The sequence below is a fragment of the Kitasatospora sp. NPDC058162 genome, from assembly GCF_042884005.1.
Lineage (GTDB): Bacteria > Actinomycetota > Actinomycetes > Streptomycetales > Streptomycetaceae > Kitasatospora.
Genome location: NZ_JBHVUS010000003.1, coordinates 275,914 through 290,637 on the forward strand (window position 1 = coordinate 275,914; position 14,724 = coordinate 290,637).

A 14,724-nucleotide genomic window follows, 5' to 3' on the forward strand; every position below is an offset into this window, starting at 1 on the left:
CATCAGGCGAGAGTGCCAGGAGGAAGACAAGTGCCCACGTACCAGTACCAGTGCACCGAGTGCGGCAACGGCCTGGAGGCGGTGCAGAAGTTCACCGACGAGGCGCTGACCACGTGCCCCGACTGCCAGGGACGGCTCCGCAAGGTCTTCTCGGCCGTGGGCGTCGTGTTCAAGGGCTCGGGCTTCTACCGGACCGACAGCCGCTCGTCCTCCAGCAGCTCGGTGGGCGCGGGTTCGTCCGCCGGCTCCTCGACGTCGTCGACCTCGGGTTCGGGTTCGGGCTCGGGTTCGTCCGGTGCGTCGAGCTCTTCCGGCTCGTCGACCGGCTCGTCGACCGGCTCGTCGAGCTCCACGAGCTCGTCCAGCAGCCCGGCTCCGGCCGCAGGCTGACCTCGGCTTCACGGGAAGGCCCGTCGGCCCCGCTTCGCGCGGGGGCGGCGGGCCTTTTCGCATGCCGCGGCGGGCCTTTTTCGCGCGCCGCGGTCAACTTCCGGGATCGGAAATAGCTCGTACGGGTGTACGAAGTTATCCACAGGGGCGGGTTTTTCCACAGGCTGTGGGAATCGGTTTCCGGGCCGCCGCCGGAGCACGCATGGTGGGGGCACCGAGCAAGACCCGACCGAGTCCGGAGGTGTCCGATGACCGCCATGAGCCTGTCCGTCCCCCTGCCCGCGCCCACCGTGCCGCCCCGCCGGGAGGTGCCCAGCTTCCCGCCGATCCGGCGTGGCTGCGGCGGGTGGCACCGCTGGCGCCGGGCCGTCCGGCGGCGGGGCGGGGTGCCCGCGCTGGTGCTGCTCGCGGTGGCCGCGGCGCTCGCCTCCGGGCCCGCGCGGGCCGGGCTGCCGCCGCCCCCGGGCGGCGCGGTGGGCCGTCCGGGTTGTCAATCAGGGCTCCCGGAGGATCACCCGTAACCCGGCGACGACTTCGTCGTTCGAGGCGGCATGAAAGGCTTCAAGGAATTCCTGCTGCGTGGAAATGTCGTCGAACTCGCCGTCGCCGTGGTCATCGGCGCGGCCTTCACCAACATCGTCAACGCCTTCGTCAAGGGCGTGATCAATCCGATCGTCGGCGTGTTCGGGACGAAGGACCTGGCGTCCTACAGTTCCTGCCTCAAGGGGCCCTGCGAGGTGAGCGCCACCGGTGAGGTCACGTCCGGGATCCTCATCCTGTGGGGGTCGGTGCTCAGCGCCGTCCTGCAGTTCCTGATCACGGCGGCCGTCGTCTACTTCGTGCTCATCGTGCCGATGAACCGGATGGCGGCCAAGCGCAAGAGTGCCGCCGAGGTGGCGGCCGAGGCCGAGGCCAAGGAGGTCCTCCTGCTGACCGAGATCCGCGACGCGCTCGTCGCGGCGCGTTAGAGCACGCCCTCAGTCCCCGTGGTGCGGCGGGCGCTGGCTCAGGTACCAGTCCAGCCCCCGCCCACCGCCGGCACCCGCCCCGGGGCGGTCGCCCCAGCCGGCGTCGGTGTCGTCCTGGGACTGCTGGTCCAGCGGGTCACGGAAGACCAGCCGGGCCTTGGCGGGGGTGGTGGTGGTGGAGGTGGTGGTGGAGGTGGTGGAAGGGGTGGAGGAGGAGGGAGGGAGGGGGAGGGGGGAGGGGGGAGGGGCGGGGGTGCCCCCCAGGTCGCCCTGCGTCCCGTTCTGGCCCTGTTCGCGCCCCGGCTCCTGTGCCTGCGCTTGTTCCTGCTCGCTCACCTTGTCCACTCCCCTGCTCGCGGTCCGACCTGTCCTTTCAGCGTAGAAGCCTCGCGAGGCTCCCGACCACACGCGCCGGCCCGGGTGCGGAGCGCTCCGCACCCGGGCCCGGGTGGTCGACCTCGGCCGTCGGCCGTCAGGCGGCTTCGAAGCCCGCGTGGTCGGCGATCTTCTTCAGCTCCGCCAGGGCGTGCTTCTCGATCTGCCGGATCCGCTCCCGGGTGAGCCCGTGCTGCTTGCCCACCTCGGTGAGGGTGCGCTCCCGGCCGTCCTCCATGCCGTAGCGGGAGCGGATGATCGAGGCGGTGCGGTCGTCCAGCCGCCCGATCAGGCCGTCCAGCTCCTCGCGGCGGAGCATGACCATCACGGCGTCCTCGGGGGACGTCGCCCCCGTGTCCTCCACCAGGTCGCCGAACTGGGTCTCGCCCTCGTCGTCGACCGACATGTTGAGGCTCACCGGGTCGCGCGCCCAGTCCAGCACGTCCTTGATCCGGGCCTCGGTGGTGTCCAGCTCGGCCGCGATCTCGGCCGGCTCCGCCTCGCGGCCCAGCTCCTTGGACTTCTCGCGCTGCACCCGGCGGATCCGGCCGAGCTCCTCGACCAGGTGCACGGGCAACCGGATGGTGCGGGACTGGTCGGCGATCGAGCGGGTGATCGCCTGCCGGATCCACCACGTCGCGTAGGTGGAGAACTTGAAGCCCTTGGCGTAGTCGAACTTCTCGACGGCACGCACCAGACCGGCGTTGCCCTCCTGGATGAGGTCCAGCAGGGGCAGGCCGCTGCGCGGGTACCGCCGGGCGACGGCCACCACCAGGCGCAGGTTCGAGCGGATGAAGACGTCCTTGGCGCGCTCGGCGTCGGCCGCTATCGCCTCCAGCTCCTCGCGCGTGACGCCGTCGGGGAGCTGGCCGTCGGGGAGTTCGCTCTCCTCCAGCAGGTGCTGGGCGTACACACCGGCCTCGATCCGCAGCGAGAGCTCGACCTCCTCGGCGGCATCGAGCAGGGGCGTCCTGGCGATCTCGTCGAGGTACATACCGACCAGGTCGCGGTCGGCCTCAAGGTTGGTCGGGCGGGCCGCGCGAGTCCGGTCGGCCCTGTCGCGAACGACGGCACGGGTGGCCATGCTTGCTCCCTTTGCTGGTGTTGCCGAGGTCTGCCTGCCTGCCCCCCAGGAGGGCAAGAAGTGCGGGCCCCGGGGGGCTCACACGTAACGATCCAACGAACAGATTCCGGACAACATTCCCAAGTCGTTCAGATTCTTCCTCGCGATGCAGTATCCTGCCGGTTTTCACCCCGGTTCTGGACGCTCGGTGACCGCTCGGGCACCTCTGGTGCCCGTTCGCGACCGTTCCCGGAACGTTTCTTCACCCACCGCACACGCAACCGTCGCCCCTCGGTTGAACAGGCGAACGATCGCGGACGTTCCCGGGCGCCCCCGGAATCCGCCCGCGCCCACCCCCCGGCGCACGCAGGTCCTCCGCACAAATGATGCCGAATCGCTATCACTCCGGCTCCTGATCGGCGTGGCGCGCTGGGAAGGTGTCAGGCATGCACCTGACCAACAGCACGACACCCGTCACCGTGCGTCATCGCCGTCTCCTCCGGGACGCGTCGGTCGCGCTGGGCTGCGCCGCGCTGTTCGGCCTCCTGGCGATGCTGGTGACGGGCCGCTGGTACCCCCTGCACCAGTTCGACCAGGAGTGGATCGGCGAACTCCACACCTACGCACGGGAACACCGAATCTGGACCGCCGCGGTGCAGACCCTCTCCGACATCGGCGGCCCCGTCACTATGCGTATCCTCCTCGGCCTCGCGGCCGCCTGGCTCCTGCTGATCGGCGCCCGGGTGCTGGCCGGCTGGGTGGCCGCCCAGGCGCTGGTCGGCTGGGGCGCCCAGTGGGCGCTCAAGCTGGCCGTCGACCGGCAACGGCCCGCCTTCGCCGACCCGGTGTCGCACGCCGGCGGTCCGGCCTTCCCCTCCGGGCACGCCATGGCCTCGGCGATCACCTGTGCCGTCCTGGTCGGCCTGGTCTGGTACCGGGTCGACCGGCGCGGCCGGACCGCCGCCTGCGCCGTGGCCGCGGCGACGGTGCTGACCATCGGCTGGACCAGGACCGCCCTCGGGGTGCACTGGCCCAGCGACGTGGTGGCCGGCTGGCTGGCGGCCGGCGCCGTGCTGGGCGTCGTGACGGCCGTGATCGAACTCTGGCGGCCGGGCGCGCTGGCCCGCGACGTACGGCGGGTCAACTGGCGCACCAGGCCCCGGGTCCAGCGGGTCATCGTGGCGCCCGTCCGGGTGCCGCAGACCGACGGGCCGCTGGACGAGGGCGAGTTGGACGGTCCGGTCCGCTGACCCGACCCGGCTTGACCCGACCCGTTTCCGCTGCCCCGGCCCGTCCGGGCCCGGAACACCGAAGGCCCCCCGCCGGATTCGGCGGAGGGCCAAGGAGCACGCGACGTCCGTCAAGCCTTGCCCGGGAGGGTCTGCACCGTGCGCCAGGCGTAGGCGAGCAGGGCGGCGGTCAGCACCAGGAAGGCGGCGCCGGCGACCAGTTGGGCCTCCCAGAAGTAGCTGTTCGGCTGGTACTCCACCGACACCCCGCCGTCCGCGAGCCGGGTCAGCGAGGTCTGGTGCCCGTCCAGGACGGCGATCTGGTACTCGGTCACCCCGCGCCCGAAGGTCGCGGTCGCGGTGGGCGCGACCATGGTCGCCAGCTTCGGCATCACCAGGGTCAGCGCGATCTGCGCGATCAGGCTGATGCCGATCGCCGGGACGGCCCGCCGGGTGGCGGCCGCGGCGGCCAGGCCGGTGGCGATCGCGCAGAGCGCGCTCAGCACCAGGTAGGGCCCGTGGGTGCTGAGGTAGTTCTCGCTCATGTGGTCGTGGGCGACGAAGACCGGCCGGTGCATCCCGCTGATCATCACGGCGCCGGTCAGGGCCAGCCCGGAGGCCATCGCGGCCAGGATCGGCAGGGCCGCCCGGCTGAGGAACCAGCGCGAGCGGCTGGTGCCCTGGGTCCAGGCCCAGACGCTGGTGCCGGTCTCGAACTCGCGGGCCAGCATGGGCGCGGCCCACACCACGGCGAGCAGGATGGCGAGGCAGGGTCCGTCTTCGAACTCCCGTCGTCCGCCCGGAGGGCGGGCGGGGCGGCGTTGGGGTGCGTGCATCGCAAGGCGGAGGAGGGAGTCCATGCGGAGCATCGGCGACCGACGACAACGCGGCGAGGTGCGTGCCCCGGCGTCGGCCCGCAGGCGGGAGTTCGAAGACGGACCCTATGGCGCCAGGCCCTCGGTCATGCCGCTGCCCGGCCGGCTGGACACCTCGTAGAGGCTGGACGGCAGGTAGAGCGCCAGCGCGACGACGGTGACCGCCAGGGGCAACCGGTCGAGCCGGACGGTGTGCCGGAACATGGGAGCGCTGCCTTTCGGAAGTCGGTCGACCGTACGGGGGTCAGTCGGCATGCCGCGGCGCGAACGCCCCGGCCTGGGCACCGCGGAGGGTGCCGAGCACGATCTCGGTGAGCGTGGCCGTCGCCGGCACGGTGCCGCCCTCGGCCCGCACCCGGTCGGCGAGGCCGTCGACCGGCCCGTCCAGCACGATCCGCCCGTGGGCGAGCACCAACAGCCGGTCGCAGACCGGTTCCAGGTCGCCGATCACGTGGGAGGAGAGCAGGAAGGAGCGCCCGGTGGTGGCGGCGATCTCCCGCAACCGTCGCGAGACGTCCTCCCGGGCGAGCGGGTCCAGGTCGGCCATCGGCTCGTCGAGCACCACGAGCGGCGACCGCTTGGCCAGCGCCACCGCGAGCGCGACCTGGGTGTGCTGCCCGCCGGAGAGGTCCTGGCAGCGCCGGGCCAACGGGATCCCGAAGGCGTCCAGCCACTCCCGGGCCAGCTTGGCGTCGAAGCCCTCGTTCAGCGCGGCCGCGTACCCGAGGATCTCCCGCACCCGCAGCGCCCGGTACAGCGGCCGCTCCTGCGACAGGTACGACACCGCCGGCGGCTCGCCGAAGACCACTTCCCGCCCGGCGATCTCGATGCCGCCCGCACTGCTCCGGTCCAGCCCCGCGATCAGCCGCAGCAACGTGGACTTTCCGGCCCCGTTCAACCCGACCAGCGCCGTGACGGACCCCTCCGGCAATGCGAACCCGCAGTCCTGGAGGACCCACGTGCCGCCGTAGTTCTTCCCCACGCCTTCGGCCCGAAGAACAGCCATTCCAACATCCACCCCCATGGCCTTCACCATATTGCGGCGCCAAATCGCAATTCCACTGCGGCGACCGGAGGTTTCCCCTACCCTCCGAGCACAAACGAAGGCGGGTATTCCGAAACGGAACCCGGCTGAACGCCTCGTTCGGTCGGAGCGTCGGCGACCGGGGCACGGCGGGTCGGGTACAGGGGCTGGGGGCGGGAATGCCGCAGGCCCTCCGCCCCGGGGTGGGGGGAGGGCCTGTGAGCTGCGGTGCTGTTGTGCCCCAGGCAGGATTCGAACCTGCGACACCGGCTTTAGGAGCACAGTTGTCGCTTACGTGCCCTGACCTGCGCCGAAGCGGTGCTGGGGCTCCACCCCGAGTTCTCACCGCCGCCGTCCGTGATTCCCCGTGGTTCCCCGCCCGTCCTGGCACGACTGTGGCACGGGGGGCAGGTGCGCGGCGTCGCGTGCCTGTCCCACGGTCGATAGGGTCGCCGCCATGGGCAGGCTCGTTCTCATGGACCTCGACGACACGCTGATCAACCGGCGCGATGCGGTGACCGCGTGGGCTGCGGACTTCAGTGTCGATCGGCACCTGGCACCAGCGGCCGCGCAGGCGTTGACCGATTCGCTACGGGACCGGGCACTGCCGGAGACCTTCGAGGCGTTGCGCACAACCCTCGGTCTGGCCGAGTCCGCGGCAGAACTGTGGGAGGCCTACGTGGTCGGGCTGGCCGCGAAGGTCACGTGCGACTCGGAGATCCTGGTCCGCCTCGACCTGCTCCGGGCCGCCGGGTGGACGGTGGGCGTGCTGACCAACGGCGCGACGGACATTCAGCGGGCCAAGCTCACTGCGGCAGGCATCCTGGACCACGTAGATGCGGTGTGCATCTCCGAGGAAGCCGGAGCCCGTAAGCCAGATCCCAAGGCGTTCCGGACGGCCGCCTCGCGCTGCGGCTTCGAGCCTCATACCGCCGCGTGGATGGTCGGGGACAACCCGGTGACGGACATCGGCGGGGCCAGTGCCGCCGGGCTGCGAACGGTCTGGGTCTCGGCCGGCGCCGCCTGGGCCACGCCCGGACTCACCCCCGACCACATCGCACCCACCGTCGCCGATGCGGCGGACTTTCTGCTCGGACTCCCGGAGAATCCACGATGACCATCAAGCCGATCGTTGGCATCGTCCACCCCGGAAGCATGGGTGCTGCGGTGGCCGCTTGCGCACGGCCGAACGCCGCACGGGTGCTTTGGTGCCCGACAGGTCGCAGTGCGGCCACCACAGCCCGGGCCGAGCGGGCCGAGCTGGAGCCCGTCAGCAGTTTGGACGAGCTGGTGGAGCAGGCACACGTCATCCTCAGCCTCTGCCCGCCGGCTGCTGCCGAGCAGGTGGCGCATTCCGTCGCCGAGCGTCGGTACGCCGGCGTCTACGTGGAGGCCAATGCCATCAACCCTGAACGGATGGCTCGCATCGCCGTGCTGTTGGGCAAGTCCGCCCAAGCCGTAGTTGATGGCGCGGTCATCGGATCCCCGCCCATCAACGGGAAGCGGACCCGGTTGTACCTCTCCGGCCCATCCGACGCCGTCTCGATGGTGGAAGGGCTGTTCGCCGGAGGCGCGGTGGCAACTCCCCTCCTAGGGAGGGAGATCGGGCAGGCGTCAGCTCTGAAGCTGGCGTACAGCTCGTACCAGAAGGCGTCCCGCGTGCTCGCCGCGATCGCCTTCGGCGCGGCACGCGCTCACGGCGTGGACGACGCGCTGCTCGACGTCGCGGGCAAGCGGCAGGGCAGCTACCTGGTGGAGACCGAGTACATCGCCAAGACCGCTGCCCGAGCGTGGCGTTGGGGTCCAGAGCTGGACGAGGCTGCCGACATGCTGTCCGCCGTTGGGCTGCCTGACGAGGTGCTGCGTGCCGTGTCGGAGACGCTCGCCCGGTGGGAGGACAGTAAAGACCTCGCCGAGCTGACGCCCGGCGAGGCCCTTGACCGCCTTGCCCGCCCGTAGAAGCTGTCGTCCCGGCCGCTACCGGCCACCGCCCGAGAGAAGCGCATCGACCAGCCGGGCAGTCTCCACCGGGTCCACTGCACTGGTGTCCACCGACAGATCCCACACCTGGTCAGGGTGCGCCTCAACATCAGCCTGAGTCGCGTCCCAGGCACTCAGGCGAGCCTCGGTGTCTTGGTCCCCCCGGCTGGCCGAGCGAGCCGCGGTCACCTCTCGTCCGCACCAGAGGAGTACAACGGCCCAGTCCGCCGGATAGCCCCTGACCAGGGCGGCGATGCCGTCGATCTGCCCCAGGTGCACGACCGGAGTCCCAGCCCCGAACGCGGCATCCATGCCTGGGCGGTCGATGACGTAGGTGTTCCCGTACCGGCAGTTCTGGTAGATGACGTCACCCGCCGACTCCAGCTCGGCCAGCTGCCCGGGAGTGCCCATCCGGTACCCCTCGGACTTCCCGGCGCCGACCTTGAGCCTGGAGAACAGCTGGTAGTCCCCGACCTCTTGGAGTGCCCGCGTCACCGTGTCTTTCCCAGCTGCCGGCGGCCCGTAGAGGATGAGGCCTCGGGCGGTCACAGCCCGCCCCCGCTCAGCGCGTCGCGGGCCTGGTCGGCAGCGGCGACGGCCGCGCCGAGGCGGTTGTCCACGACGAAGTGGGGACCGGCCGGCCTGAGCTTCAGATCGACCGTGGCCAGATAGTCCTCCCACGCCTCCATCTTCCACATGTCCCGCGCCGCACCCCGGAACTCGATGTACTCCCTCATCGACTCGGGGTCACATTCGACCCATATCGCCGCCACGGCGACCCGCTTCGCCTTGCACCGGTTGTAGAAGCGCTGCATCCAGTCCGCTTGCGAGAACTCCGCGAGGAACGGCGCGTCAAGAATTACGGAAGTCCCACAATTCAGGTTGTCCCAGGCAGCCTCCATGAGGCAGCGATATTCGAGCGGCCTCACCTTCTCGCGATAGAGGTCGGAACTCCGATCGTTTGCCTCGCCGCCGAGAGCCAGCAGGAGCTGGTCAACCAGCGGCCGGGTCAGCGAATCCTTGTCGAGAATTGGCCATCCAGTGAGGCGGCCGATGAATTTGGCATACTCCGACTTTCCGGAACCGGCATATCCGCCAACCAGAAGGACGACCGGCCCGGCGTCATCGCCACCCGCCCGGCGCTTCCACTCTTCCACGATGCGGCTGCGGAACGCCTCGGCATCGACCCCGTCCGCGCCCTCGCGCAAGCTACCAAGGGCCTCGCGGATGGTCTCGGCCAAGTCGGGGGCGGACTCTACTGAACGCTGACTGGGCACCGTAGCGACCTCTCCGGGGAGAGCCCGGCGGAAGCCCAGTTCCGCCTCATTCAGGCGGTAGAGAATGCAGTAGGCCCGGCGATAGTCGGGGCGCGGGAACGCTGTCCCCTTCTCGTGCGCCCAGACCGTCTGAAAGTTGGCCGCAAGGCTGAACTTGTGCCGCTCGCCGATTTCCCGCAATTTCTCACCGACTTCCTCAAGAGTCAGGGTGTGAGACTCCCTGACCTCTTTTAGAACTGCCGGATTCCAATCTGGGCGCTGCCGAGCCATATTCCCCTCCTAGGAAACTGCTCGTGCCGCGAGTGTAGCGGCTCGTTGAGTCACCTGAAAATCGTGATAGAAGTCGTGATAGTACTCGTGTAAAGGCATGTAGCCGAATACCGGTAAGGCTCCGTGATACCGATCCCCTGGCGGCAGGTGTGAACTGATCTCAGTTCGCATCACCGAGGAGGAAACAATGCGGAGCCAACCGCCCCGATATGCAGTGAGGGGACCGCGGCGAACCCGCGATCCCCTGATCCCCCCGCCTGGCCATCACTTGGCCTCAAGCTCCACTACTCGGGCAACCAGCGCGCGGAGCTCCTCTCGAACCTCCGCCAGTTCCCGCCGCAGCCCCTCGGCATCCCCGGCCATCACGCCGGCCCTGGTCGCGGCATCCGGCGCCAGGAACGCCGCCTTGCCCTGGTGACTCACCACCAGCCCTGCCTCTTTCAGGTGCGTCACAGCCGCCCGCGCGACGGTCTGCGTCACCTCGTACTCCGTTCGGATCGCCGCCAGCGACGGGATCCGCCCGCTGGTGGCGAACTCACCGGCAGCGATTCGCGCGCAAAGGTCGTCCGCCACCTGCCGATAGGCGGACTTCTCTCCGGTCCACTCGACCATCAACTCTCCACATCCCTCTGCGTCTCTGCCTCATAGTGCCGCACTCACCGGCCGGAACCAATGCTTCCGTATGTCGCTCGGCCGATGGACTTGCCAACTCTGCCCTCTCTGCCTCACAGTTGAACTGTGCGACAGAGAGAGCAAAGTTCTCTGGCCTCGCTATTCCTGCATGACCTGTGCAAATGCGACCCGCAGATGTCGGGGGAAGGCGGCTCAGCCGCGCGCCCTGCGAGCTGCTCGGATCGCAGTTCCTTGAGAACTCAACAGTGTGCTGATCAAGAACGAGTGTCTTTGGTCCCCGATCCGTGCCGCCTGTGGCGGGTCGGGGGCCATGGCTGCTCGTGACATCACGAGTGGCTGGGCCCGAAGAACGGGCCGCCGCGCATTCCTTGGCCGGGCGCGCGGCGGCCCTACCGGGTCCACTCACCCAACGATGAAGAGGTGAACCCGTGAGTTCGATTGTTGCAGGTCAACGGGCCGGTTCGGCCCTGGAGTTCGTTGAGCTGGCGCTCGGCGTCGACAACGACCCGTTCGGGTCGCTGTTCGGCGGCGTGGTCGGCGAGAGCTCGGACGGCTACCGGGCCCGCACGGACGTGGCCCGTGAGGTGCTGGCGGAGCTGTGGGAGACGGACGTGGAGTCGGCCGAGATCGCGGCCGAGCTGCTGCGGACCGCCCCCGTCCCGCTGCACCGCAACCGCCCCGCCGGGCGCCGTCCGCGTTCGGGGGTGGCGGCGTGACCACCACCCTCAACACCGCCTGGCACGTCAACTACGAGTTCGGGCTGACCACGCGCCAGCCCAAGCCGCTGCTGGACCGGCCGACGACCGCCTACCGCATCCTCGACCTGCCGGACCCGCTGCTGAGGAAGGCCGTCGCGATCCACGAGGCTGGCCACGCCGTCCTGGCGCTCCACCTCGGCACGCGGCTCACGTCAGTCTCCGTCGCCGACAACCTCGGTCGCGAGGAGGGCACCGCCGCCGGCCGCACCTCCTACGAGCCGGGCCAGATCACGCCGATGCGCAACGTCCTGTTGGTCAGCGCCGCCGGGGAGCGGGCTCAGGATCGCTGGCTGCGCGAGAAGGGGCTGTGGAGCCCGGAGCGCGCGTGGGTGGTCGAGATCCTCGCCGCCCAGGATCGGTCCGTCATCGATCAGTGCGTGCGCCCCGCTCGCCCCGGCGGCTTGACCTACGGGGTCAGCTGCGACCCGACCGCCGACCTGGCGGCCCTGCACGACCACGTCGACATGTGGCTGCACGGCCTCTGGGAGCAGGTGACGGCCCTCGCCGACGCCCTGAACCAGCGCGGGACGCTCACCGGAGCGCAGGCCGCCGCCGTCACCGGGCTCGCCCTGGGCGAGGGCGCGTGATGGGGTTCCTGCGCAAGGCCGCCGACCGCGTCGCGCTGGCGATGCCCGACGACCGCAAGCTCTCCACCGCGATCGGGCTCGCGTCCTCGATCGCCCACGACGCGGACCTGACCACGGCCGCCGCCGTGACCTCCGGGCTCGGGGTGGCCGCGATCGTCGCCCAGACCCTCTACGGCCCGGTCGACCCGCCGGAGGACGGATACGCCGGGTTCACCACCGACGGCGACAAACCGAAGCGGGGGTGGCGCAGGTGAGCCGGGCCGGGAAGTTCTGGCTCATCGTCGGCCTGCTGGCCGTCGCCGCGATGGCGTTCCGGGTCTCCTGGAACGCACTGCGCGACATCGCGTCGGCGATCGGCGCCGACCCGACTGCCGCGACCGTCTACCCGCTGGTGGTGGACGGGCTGATGGCGCTGGCCCTGGTCGTCGCCCTGGTGCTAACCGATGCCGACCGACGGTTCGCGCTGCGGGTGCTGGCCGGCTACACGGCCGCCTCGCTGGTGCTCAACTACGTCCACGGCCTGGTGCCGACTCTGCACGGCGGCGGCCGGACCCGACTGGCCGAGTGGGCGCCCGCGCACTGGGCCCTGGTCCTGCTCGCCAGCAGCCTTCCGGTCGGGTCGATCTACTTCGGGTCGGACCTGGTCGCCAAGGTCCTGCACGCCAAGCCCAAGACCGACAAAACGCCCGAGAGCATGACGAATCGGTCGGTGTCTGACCTGCACGAACCCGGCAACGCCGAGCAGACCGAGTCGGTATGGCAGTCGCCCGACCCGGCGCTCACCCCCGCGCCGACGGTGCCGGTCGCCGAGCCGACCGCCATCCCGGCCGAGCAGGCGCCCGCCGAGCCGACCCGCAAGCCGACCGCTCCGGCGGCGGCCCGGCCGCGCCGGTCGACCGGCACCGTCCCGACGGCCGCCCGGACCACCCGACCCAAGCGCACGGCCGACGAACTGCTCAACCAGGCGCGGTCGGCCACCGCCGACTGGCCGGACGCCGAGCTGACCGCCGACCGGATCCGCACCACGGTCCGCACCTCGGCCAAGAACGCCCGACTCCTGCGCGCCACCCTCACCGCCGAGCGCGCCGCCCCGACCGCCGTCACCGACGAGGCGGAGCGCCCCGCACTGCACGCCGTGCCCGACCCGGCCCCGGCCGCCGAAGCCACGGACGACACCACCCCCGACATCCCCAACTCCCCCGAGGAGCAGGCATCGTGAGCATCGAAAAGACCGCCACCGGCCAGATCGGCGCCGCCAGTGCCCTGCTGGCCATCCTCACCCGGCACGCCGACCGGCCCGCGCCGGGCGTCATGCTGCAGGAACTGCAGGCGCCCGACGCGTCCTACCAGTGGGGCGTGCACCTGACCATGTACGGCGACCTCAGCGGGTTCGAGCAGTGGCGCGCCGCCCTCGACCTGAACCCCGCCGACGTCGACCACAAGCACAGCCTCGGAGGCACCACGGCCTGGCTCGTCGTCACCGGCACGGCCTACGGCGTGCCCGTCGCGCTGTACGGCTTCTACGACCTGCCCGAACCCGCCACCACCTGGGCCTGACCGGTGGCCCGGCCCCGGTTCTGGGACCCGCAGGGCGAGCGGTTCGGGGGCATCCCCACCTACCCGTGGAGGATGGCCCCGGCCGGCCTGCTCACCCGCCGACAGCTCCGCGCACGCGGCCTGCGCCCGAACGGGCAGGACATCGCCGCACAGATCATGTGGCGCTCCCGCCGCTCGAAGGCGGGCCCCCGGGTCGCCTATCTCTACCGCCTCACCCTCGCCGCGCCCGTCCGCCCCATGACCGAGGGGCGCCGCCGGGCGCTTGCCGCCGCGAACACCGCCCGCCGTGCCTGCCCCGCCTGCGGCAGGGACGCCGGCTACGTCCTGCCCGCGCACCTGGGCACCTGCCTGCCCTGCGCCGACGTCATGCCCATCGCGGCCTGAAATCCCCCAACTCCCCTGCGCTGCAGCTTTCTTGGAGCCTGTCATGACCAGCGTCCGCGCTGCCCGTTTCGCCGCCTCCTACGCCCTGCTCCGCGCCGCCGGCGACGTCGCGGACCACTTCGTCCAGACCTGTCACCAGGCCGCCACCAAGGGCCACCACGACCACAACCCCGGGCAGTCCAGCGCCGCCGGGCGCCGCGCCTGCGCCGCACACGTCGCCACCTACACCGCCACCCAGGCCGCCGTCCTGCTGGCCGGCACCCGCCTGCTCGGCGTCCGCCTGCGGCCTGCCCCGGTGACCGCCGCCCTCGCCCTCAGTGCCGTCACCCACTACGTCGCCGACCGGCGCGAGCCCCTGCGCCGCCTGGCCGACGCCGTCGGGATCGGCGACTTCTACGCCCTCGGCACCCCGGGCCACCCCGCCTACCCCACCACCAGGAACGGCAAGTACGCGCCGACGCTCGGCACCGGCGCCTACGCCCTCGACCAGGCCTGGCACCACGCCTTCGAGACCATCGCCGCCCTCATCGCCTCCGCCTGACCGACACCCACGGGAGACCACCGTGACCTTCAACGCCGGTGACGAAGTGCTGATCCTGTCCTGCGAGGACGACCCCCGGGCCGCCGGCCGGACCGGGCGGATCGTGGACGAGGTGCAGCCGGGCCCGCTCACGAACGGCCGCTGGACCGTCGACCGGATCGGCTGGCTGATCGCCCCCGTCCTGTGCCACGCGCACGAGCTGCGGCCGACGGGCCGCTGACACCAACCCCCTTCCACCCGAACCACCACCCACAGGAGTCCCGCCATGCCCCTGCCCAAGCTGCCCGCCTACCGCTCCGCCGGCGGCGCCATCGTCCAGTGCAAGTCCGGCCTGATCACCGACCGGTGGGAGTGCGGCGGCTGCCTCACCCGCAGCCGCGAGATCCGGTCCCGTGAGGTGCTGCTCGCCGAGGCCAGCGCCCACGCTGCCACCTGCAACGCCCTGCCCATGCGCCGCCCCTGACCGAGCCCCTCAACTCGCAGGCTCGGCAGGTCTCTTGCCCGCCGAGGCCTTGCCGGACCTCTGACACCAGGGAGACACCGCCCGTGACCGACCGCCAGCCCGAGACCGAGCCGGACGGCATCACCTTCCGCGAGGGGGTGCGCATCCTGCGCCGCGAGCTGCTGCCCGCCTGGGCCGCCGTCCTCAAGACGATCTGGACCGGCCGCCCCGACCCCCGCCTGTTCGACCAGAACGGCGACAAGCGCGACGAGACGCGCTGACACCGCCACATCACCCGGGACGGCCGACCAGGTCGCCAAACTCAACCGGCCGCCCCGGGCCCCTTTCCGCACCACCACCGCAGTGAGGAA

The 14,724-nt window shown here is 71.1% G+C and carries 24 protein-coding genes; 16 read left to right on the plus strand and 8 right to left on the minus strand.

The window, feature by feature from the left end; translation table 11 throughout:
• The first annotated feature begins 30 nt into the window (after nt 1-30).
• The 3 genes from ACFVXG_RS07595 to mscL all read left to right on the plus strand — a co-directional run bounded on the left by ACFVXG_RS07595 (nt 31) and on the right by mscL (nt 1,358).
• Nucleotides 31-390 carry an FmdB family zinc ribbon protein gene (locus tag ACFVXG_RS07595; protein ID WP_387925272.1) on the plus strand — a complete coding sequence of 120 codons (360 nt, stop codon included), beginning with the start codon at nt 31-33 and terminating at the stop codon, nt 388-390.
• A gap of 248 nt (nt 391-638) precedes the next feature.
• Nucleotides 639-911: a hypothetical protein gene (locus ACFVXG_RS07600; protein WP_387925273.1), complete on the plus strand. Its 273-nt coding sequence runs from the start codon at nt 639-641 to the stop codon at nt 909-911.
• Nucleotides 912-941: 30 nt separating this feature from the next.
• On the plus strand, nt 942-1,358 hold the full coding sequence (gene mscL / locus ACFVXG_RS07605; protein ID WP_387925275.1) for a large conductance mechanosensitive channel protein MscL: 417 nt from the start codon (nt 942-944) through the stop codon (nt 1,356-1,358).
• 9 nt (nt 1,359-1,367) lie between these two features.
• Here mscL and ACFVXG_RS07610 read toward each other — a convergent pair whose 3' ends face one another.
• Both ACFVXG_RS07610 and ACFVXG_RS07615 read right to left on the minus strand, forming a co-directional pair.
• A complete protein-coding gene (locus ACFVXG_RS07610) occupies nt 1,368-1,694 on the minus strand; it encodes a hypothetical protein (RefSeq protein WP_387925276.1) in 327 nt (108 codons plus the stop codon).
• Nucleotides 1,695-1,830: 136 nt separating this feature from the next.
• The gene (locus tag ACFVXG_RS07615; protein WP_350515391.1) at nt 1,831-2,817 is read right to left on the minus strand and encodes a sigma-70 family RNA polymerase sigma factor; all 987 of its coding nucleotides are present in this window, start codon (nt 2,815-2,817) and stop codon (nt 1,831-1,833) included.
• Nucleotides 2,818-3,242: 425 nt separating this feature from the next.
• On the opposite strand from ACFVXG_RS07615, the gene ACFVXG_RS07620 reads away from it, so the two are divergent.
• Nucleotides 3,243-4,046, plus strand: a complete 804-nt coding sequence (locus ACFVXG_RS07620; RefSeq protein ID WP_387925277.1) for a phosphatase PAP2 family protein — start codon at nt 3,243-3,245, stop codon at nt 4,044-4,046.
• 110 nt (nt 4,047-4,156) lie between these two features.
• On the opposite strand, the gene ACFVXG_RS07625 is transcribed toward ACFVXG_RS07620, so the two are convergent.
• The 3 genes from ACFVXG_RS07625 to ACFVXG_RS07635 all read right to left on the minus strand — a co-directional run bounded on the left by ACFVXG_RS07625 (nt 4,157) and on the right by ACFVXG_RS07635 (nt 5,906).
• Nucleotides 4,157-4,885, minus strand: a complete 729-nt coding sequence (locus ACFVXG_RS07625) for a hypothetical protein (protein WP_387925279.1) — start codon at nt 4,883-4,885, stop codon at nt 4,157-4,159.
• An 81-nt stretch (nt 4,886-4,966) separates the two neighbouring features.
• The gene (locus ACFVXG_RS07630) at nt 4,967-5,104 is read right to left on the minus strand and encodes a hypothetical protein (RefSeq protein WP_387925281.1); all 138 of its coding nucleotides are present in this window, start codon (nt 5,102-5,104) and stop codon (nt 4,967-4,969) included.
• A gap of 40 nt (nt 5,105-5,144) precedes the next feature.
• Nucleotides 5,145-5,906 carry an ABC transporter ATP-binding protein gene (locus tag ACFVXG_RS07635; RefSeq protein ID WP_387925283.1) on the minus strand — a complete coding sequence of 254 codons (762 nt, stop codon included), beginning with the start codon at nt 5,904-5,906 and terminating at the stop codon, nt 5,145-5,147.
• A gap of 493 nt (nt 5,907-6,399) precedes the next feature.
• On the opposite strand from ACFVXG_RS07635, the gene ACFVXG_RS07640 reads away from it, so the two are divergent.
• Nucleotides 6,400-7,041, plus strand: coding sequence for an HAD family hydrolase (locus ACFVXG_RS07640; protein WP_387925285.1), 642 nt, complete (start codon nt 6,400-6,402; stop codon nt 7,039-7,041).
• Nucleotides 7,038-7,883 (plus strand): DUF1932 domain-containing protein, encoded by an 846-nt coding sequence (locus ACFVXG_RS07645; protein WP_387925286.1) that lies wholly within the window; start codon nt 7,038-7,040, stop codon nt 7,881-7,883. Before ACFVXG_RS07640 ends, ACFVXG_RS07645 begins: the two co-directional genes overlap by 4 nt.
• Nucleotides 7,884-7,901: 18 nt before the next feature.
• On the opposite strand, the gene ACFVXG_RS07650 is transcribed toward ACFVXG_RS07645, so the two are convergent.
• From ACFVXG_RS07650 to ACFVXG_RS07660, 3 genes are all read right to left on the minus strand, one after another.
• The gene (locus ACFVXG_RS07650; protein WP_387925288.1) at nt 7,902-8,399 is read right to left on the minus strand and encodes a guanylate kinase; all 498 of its coding nucleotides are present in this window, start codon (nt 8,397-8,399) and stop codon (nt 7,902-7,904) included.
• Between the two features lie 50 nt (nt 8,400-8,449).
• Nucleotides 8,450-9,451, minus strand: coding sequence for an AAA family ATPase (locus tag ACFVXG_RS07655; RefSeq protein ID WP_387925289.1), 1,002 nt, complete (start codon nt 9,449-9,451; stop codon nt 8,450-8,452).
• Between the two features lie 264 nt (nt 9,452-9,715).
• Nucleotides 9,716-10,063 (minus strand): GntR family transcriptional regulator, encoded by a 348-nt coding sequence (locus ACFVXG_RS07660; protein ID WP_387718198.1) that lies wholly within the window; start codon nt 10,061-10,063, stop codon nt 9,716-9,718.
• A 449-nt stretch (nt 10,064-10,512) separates the two neighbouring features.
• Between ACFVXG_RS07660 and ACFVXG_RS07665 the strand changes: the two genes are divergently transcribed.
• The 10 genes from ACFVXG_RS07665 to ACFVXG_RS07710 all read left to right on the plus strand — a co-directional run bounded on the left by ACFVXG_RS07665 (nt 10,513) and on the right by ACFVXG_RS07710 (nt 14,634).
• Nucleotides 10,513-10,800 carry a hypothetical protein gene (locus tag ACFVXG_RS07665; RefSeq protein WP_387925291.1) on the plus strand — a complete coding sequence of 96 codons (288 nt, stop codon included), beginning with the start codon at nt 10,513-10,515 and terminating at the stop codon, nt 10,798-10,800.
• Entirely contained in the window at nt 10,797-11,429 is a 633-nt protein-coding gene (locus ACFVXG_RS07670) for a hypothetical protein (RefSeq protein WP_387925293.1), read from the plus strand. Before ACFVXG_RS07665 ends, ACFVXG_RS07670 begins: the two co-directional genes overlap by 4 nt.
• Nucleotides 11,429-11,683: a hypothetical protein gene (locus tag ACFVXG_RS07675; protein ID WP_387925295.1), complete on the plus strand. Its 255-nt coding sequence runs from the start codon at nt 11,429-11,431 to the stop codon at nt 11,681-11,683. Before ACFVXG_RS07670 ends, ACFVXG_RS07675 begins: the two co-directional genes overlap by 1 nt.
• Nucleotides 11,680-12,648 carry a DUF2637 domain-containing protein gene (locus ACFVXG_RS07680; RefSeq protein WP_387925757.1) on the plus strand — a complete coding sequence of 323 codons (969 nt, stop codon included), beginning with the start codon at nt 11,680-11,682 and terminating at the stop codon, nt 12,646-12,648. The genes ACFVXG_RS07675 and ACFVXG_RS07680 overlap by 4 nt, the downstream gene beginning before the upstream one ends.
• Nucleotides 12,645-12,986 (plus strand): hypothetical protein, encoded by a 342-nt coding sequence (locus tag ACFVXG_RS07685; RefSeq protein ID WP_387925296.1) that lies wholly within the window; start codon nt 12,645-12,647, stop codon nt 12,984-12,986. Before ACFVXG_RS07680 ends, ACFVXG_RS07685 begins: the two co-directional genes overlap by 4 nt.
• A 3-nt stretch (nt 12,987-12,989) precedes the next feature.
• A complete protein-coding gene (locus ACFVXG_RS07690; protein WP_387925298.1) occupies nt 12,990-13,370 on the plus strand; it encodes an RRQRL motif-containing zinc-binding protein in 381 nt (126 codons plus the stop codon).
• A 43-nt stretch (nt 13,371-13,413) separates the two neighbouring features.
• Nucleotides 13,414-13,911: a transcriptional regulator gene (locus tag ACFVXG_RS07695; protein ID WP_387925300.1), complete on the plus strand. Its 498-nt coding sequence runs from the start codon at nt 13,414-13,416 to the stop codon at nt 13,909-13,911.
• Between the two features lie 22 nt (nt 13,912-13,933).
• Nucleotides 13,934-14,131 (plus strand): hypothetical protein, encoded by a 198-nt coding sequence (locus tag ACFVXG_RS07700; RefSeq protein WP_387925301.1) that lies wholly within the window; start codon nt 13,934-13,936, stop codon nt 14,129-14,131.
• 45 nt (nt 14,132-14,176) lie between these two features.
• Nucleotides 14,177-14,374, plus strand: a complete 198-nt coding sequence (locus ACFVXG_RS07705; protein ID WP_387925302.1) for a hypothetical protein — start codon at nt 14,177-14,179, stop codon at nt 14,372-14,374.
• Between the two features lie 83 nt (nt 14,375-14,457).
• Nucleotides 14,458-14,634, plus strand: a complete 177-nt coding sequence (locus ACFVXG_RS07710) for a hypothetical protein (protein ID WP_387925304.1) — start codon at nt 14,458-14,460, stop codon at nt 14,632-14,634.
• The last annotated feature ends 90 nt before the right edge of the window (nt 14,635-14,724 follow it).

Bases quoted from the DNA above. Each gene is read 5' to 3' on its own strand.
- ACFVXG_RS07630 (WP_387925281.1), bottom strand. From the start codon at position 5,104: ATGTTCCGGCACACCGTCCGGCTCGACCGGTTGCCCCTGGCGGTCACC.
- ACFVXG_RS07675 (WP_387925295.1), top strand. From the start codon at position 11,429: ATGGGGTTCCTGCGCAAGGCCGCCGACCGCGTCGCGCTGGCGATGCCC.
- ACFVXG_RS07625 (WP_387925279.1), bottom strand. From the start codon at position 4,885: ATGGACTCCCTCCTCCGCCTTGCGATGCACGCACCCCAACGCCGCCCC.
- ACFVXG_RS07620 (WP_387925277.1), top strand. From the start codon at position 3,243: ATGCACCTGACCAACAGCACGACACCCGTCACCGTGCGTCATCGCCGT.
- ACFVXG_RS07695 (WP_387925300.1), top strand. From the start codon at position 13,414: ATGACCAGCGTCCGCGCTGCCCGTTTCGCCGCCTCCTACGCCCTGCTC.
- ACFVXG_RS07635 (WP_387925283.1), bottom strand. From the start codon at position 5,906: ATGGCTGTTCTTCGGGCCGAAGGCGTGGGGAAGAACTACGGCGGCACG.
- ACFVXG_RS07645 (WP_387925286.1), top strand. From the start codon at position 7,038: ATGACCATCAAGCCGATCGTTGGCATCGTCCACCCCGGAAGCATGGGT.
- ACFVXG_RS07615 (WP_350515391.1), bottom strand. From the start codon at position 2,817: ATGGCCACCCGTGCCGTCGTTCGCGACAGGGCCGACCGGACTCGCGCG.
- ACFVXG_RS07660 (WP_387718198.1), bottom strand. From the start codon at position 10,063: ATGGTCGAGTGGACCGGAGAGAAGTCCGCCTATCGGCAGGTGGCGGAC.
- ACFVXG_RS07655 (WP_387925289.1), bottom strand. From the start codon at position 9,451: ATGGCTCGGCAGCGCCCAGATTGGAATCCGGCAGTTCTAAAAGAGGTC.
- ACFVXG_RS07600 (WP_387925273.1), top strand. From the start codon at position 639: ATGACCGCCATGAGCCTGTCCGTCCCCCTGCCCGCGCCCACCGTGCCG.
- mscL (WP_387925275.1), top strand. From the start codon at position 942: ATGAAAGGCTTCAAGGAATTCCTGCTGCGTGGAAATGTCGTCGAACTC.
- ACFVXG_RS07640 (WP_387925285.1), top strand. From the start codon at position 6,400: ATGGACCTCGACGACACGCTGATCAACCGGCGCGATGCGGTGACCGCG.
- ACFVXG_RS07705 (WP_387925302.1), top strand. From the start codon at position 14,177: ATGCCCCTGCCCAAGCTGCCCGCCTACCGCTCCGCCGGCGGCGCCATC.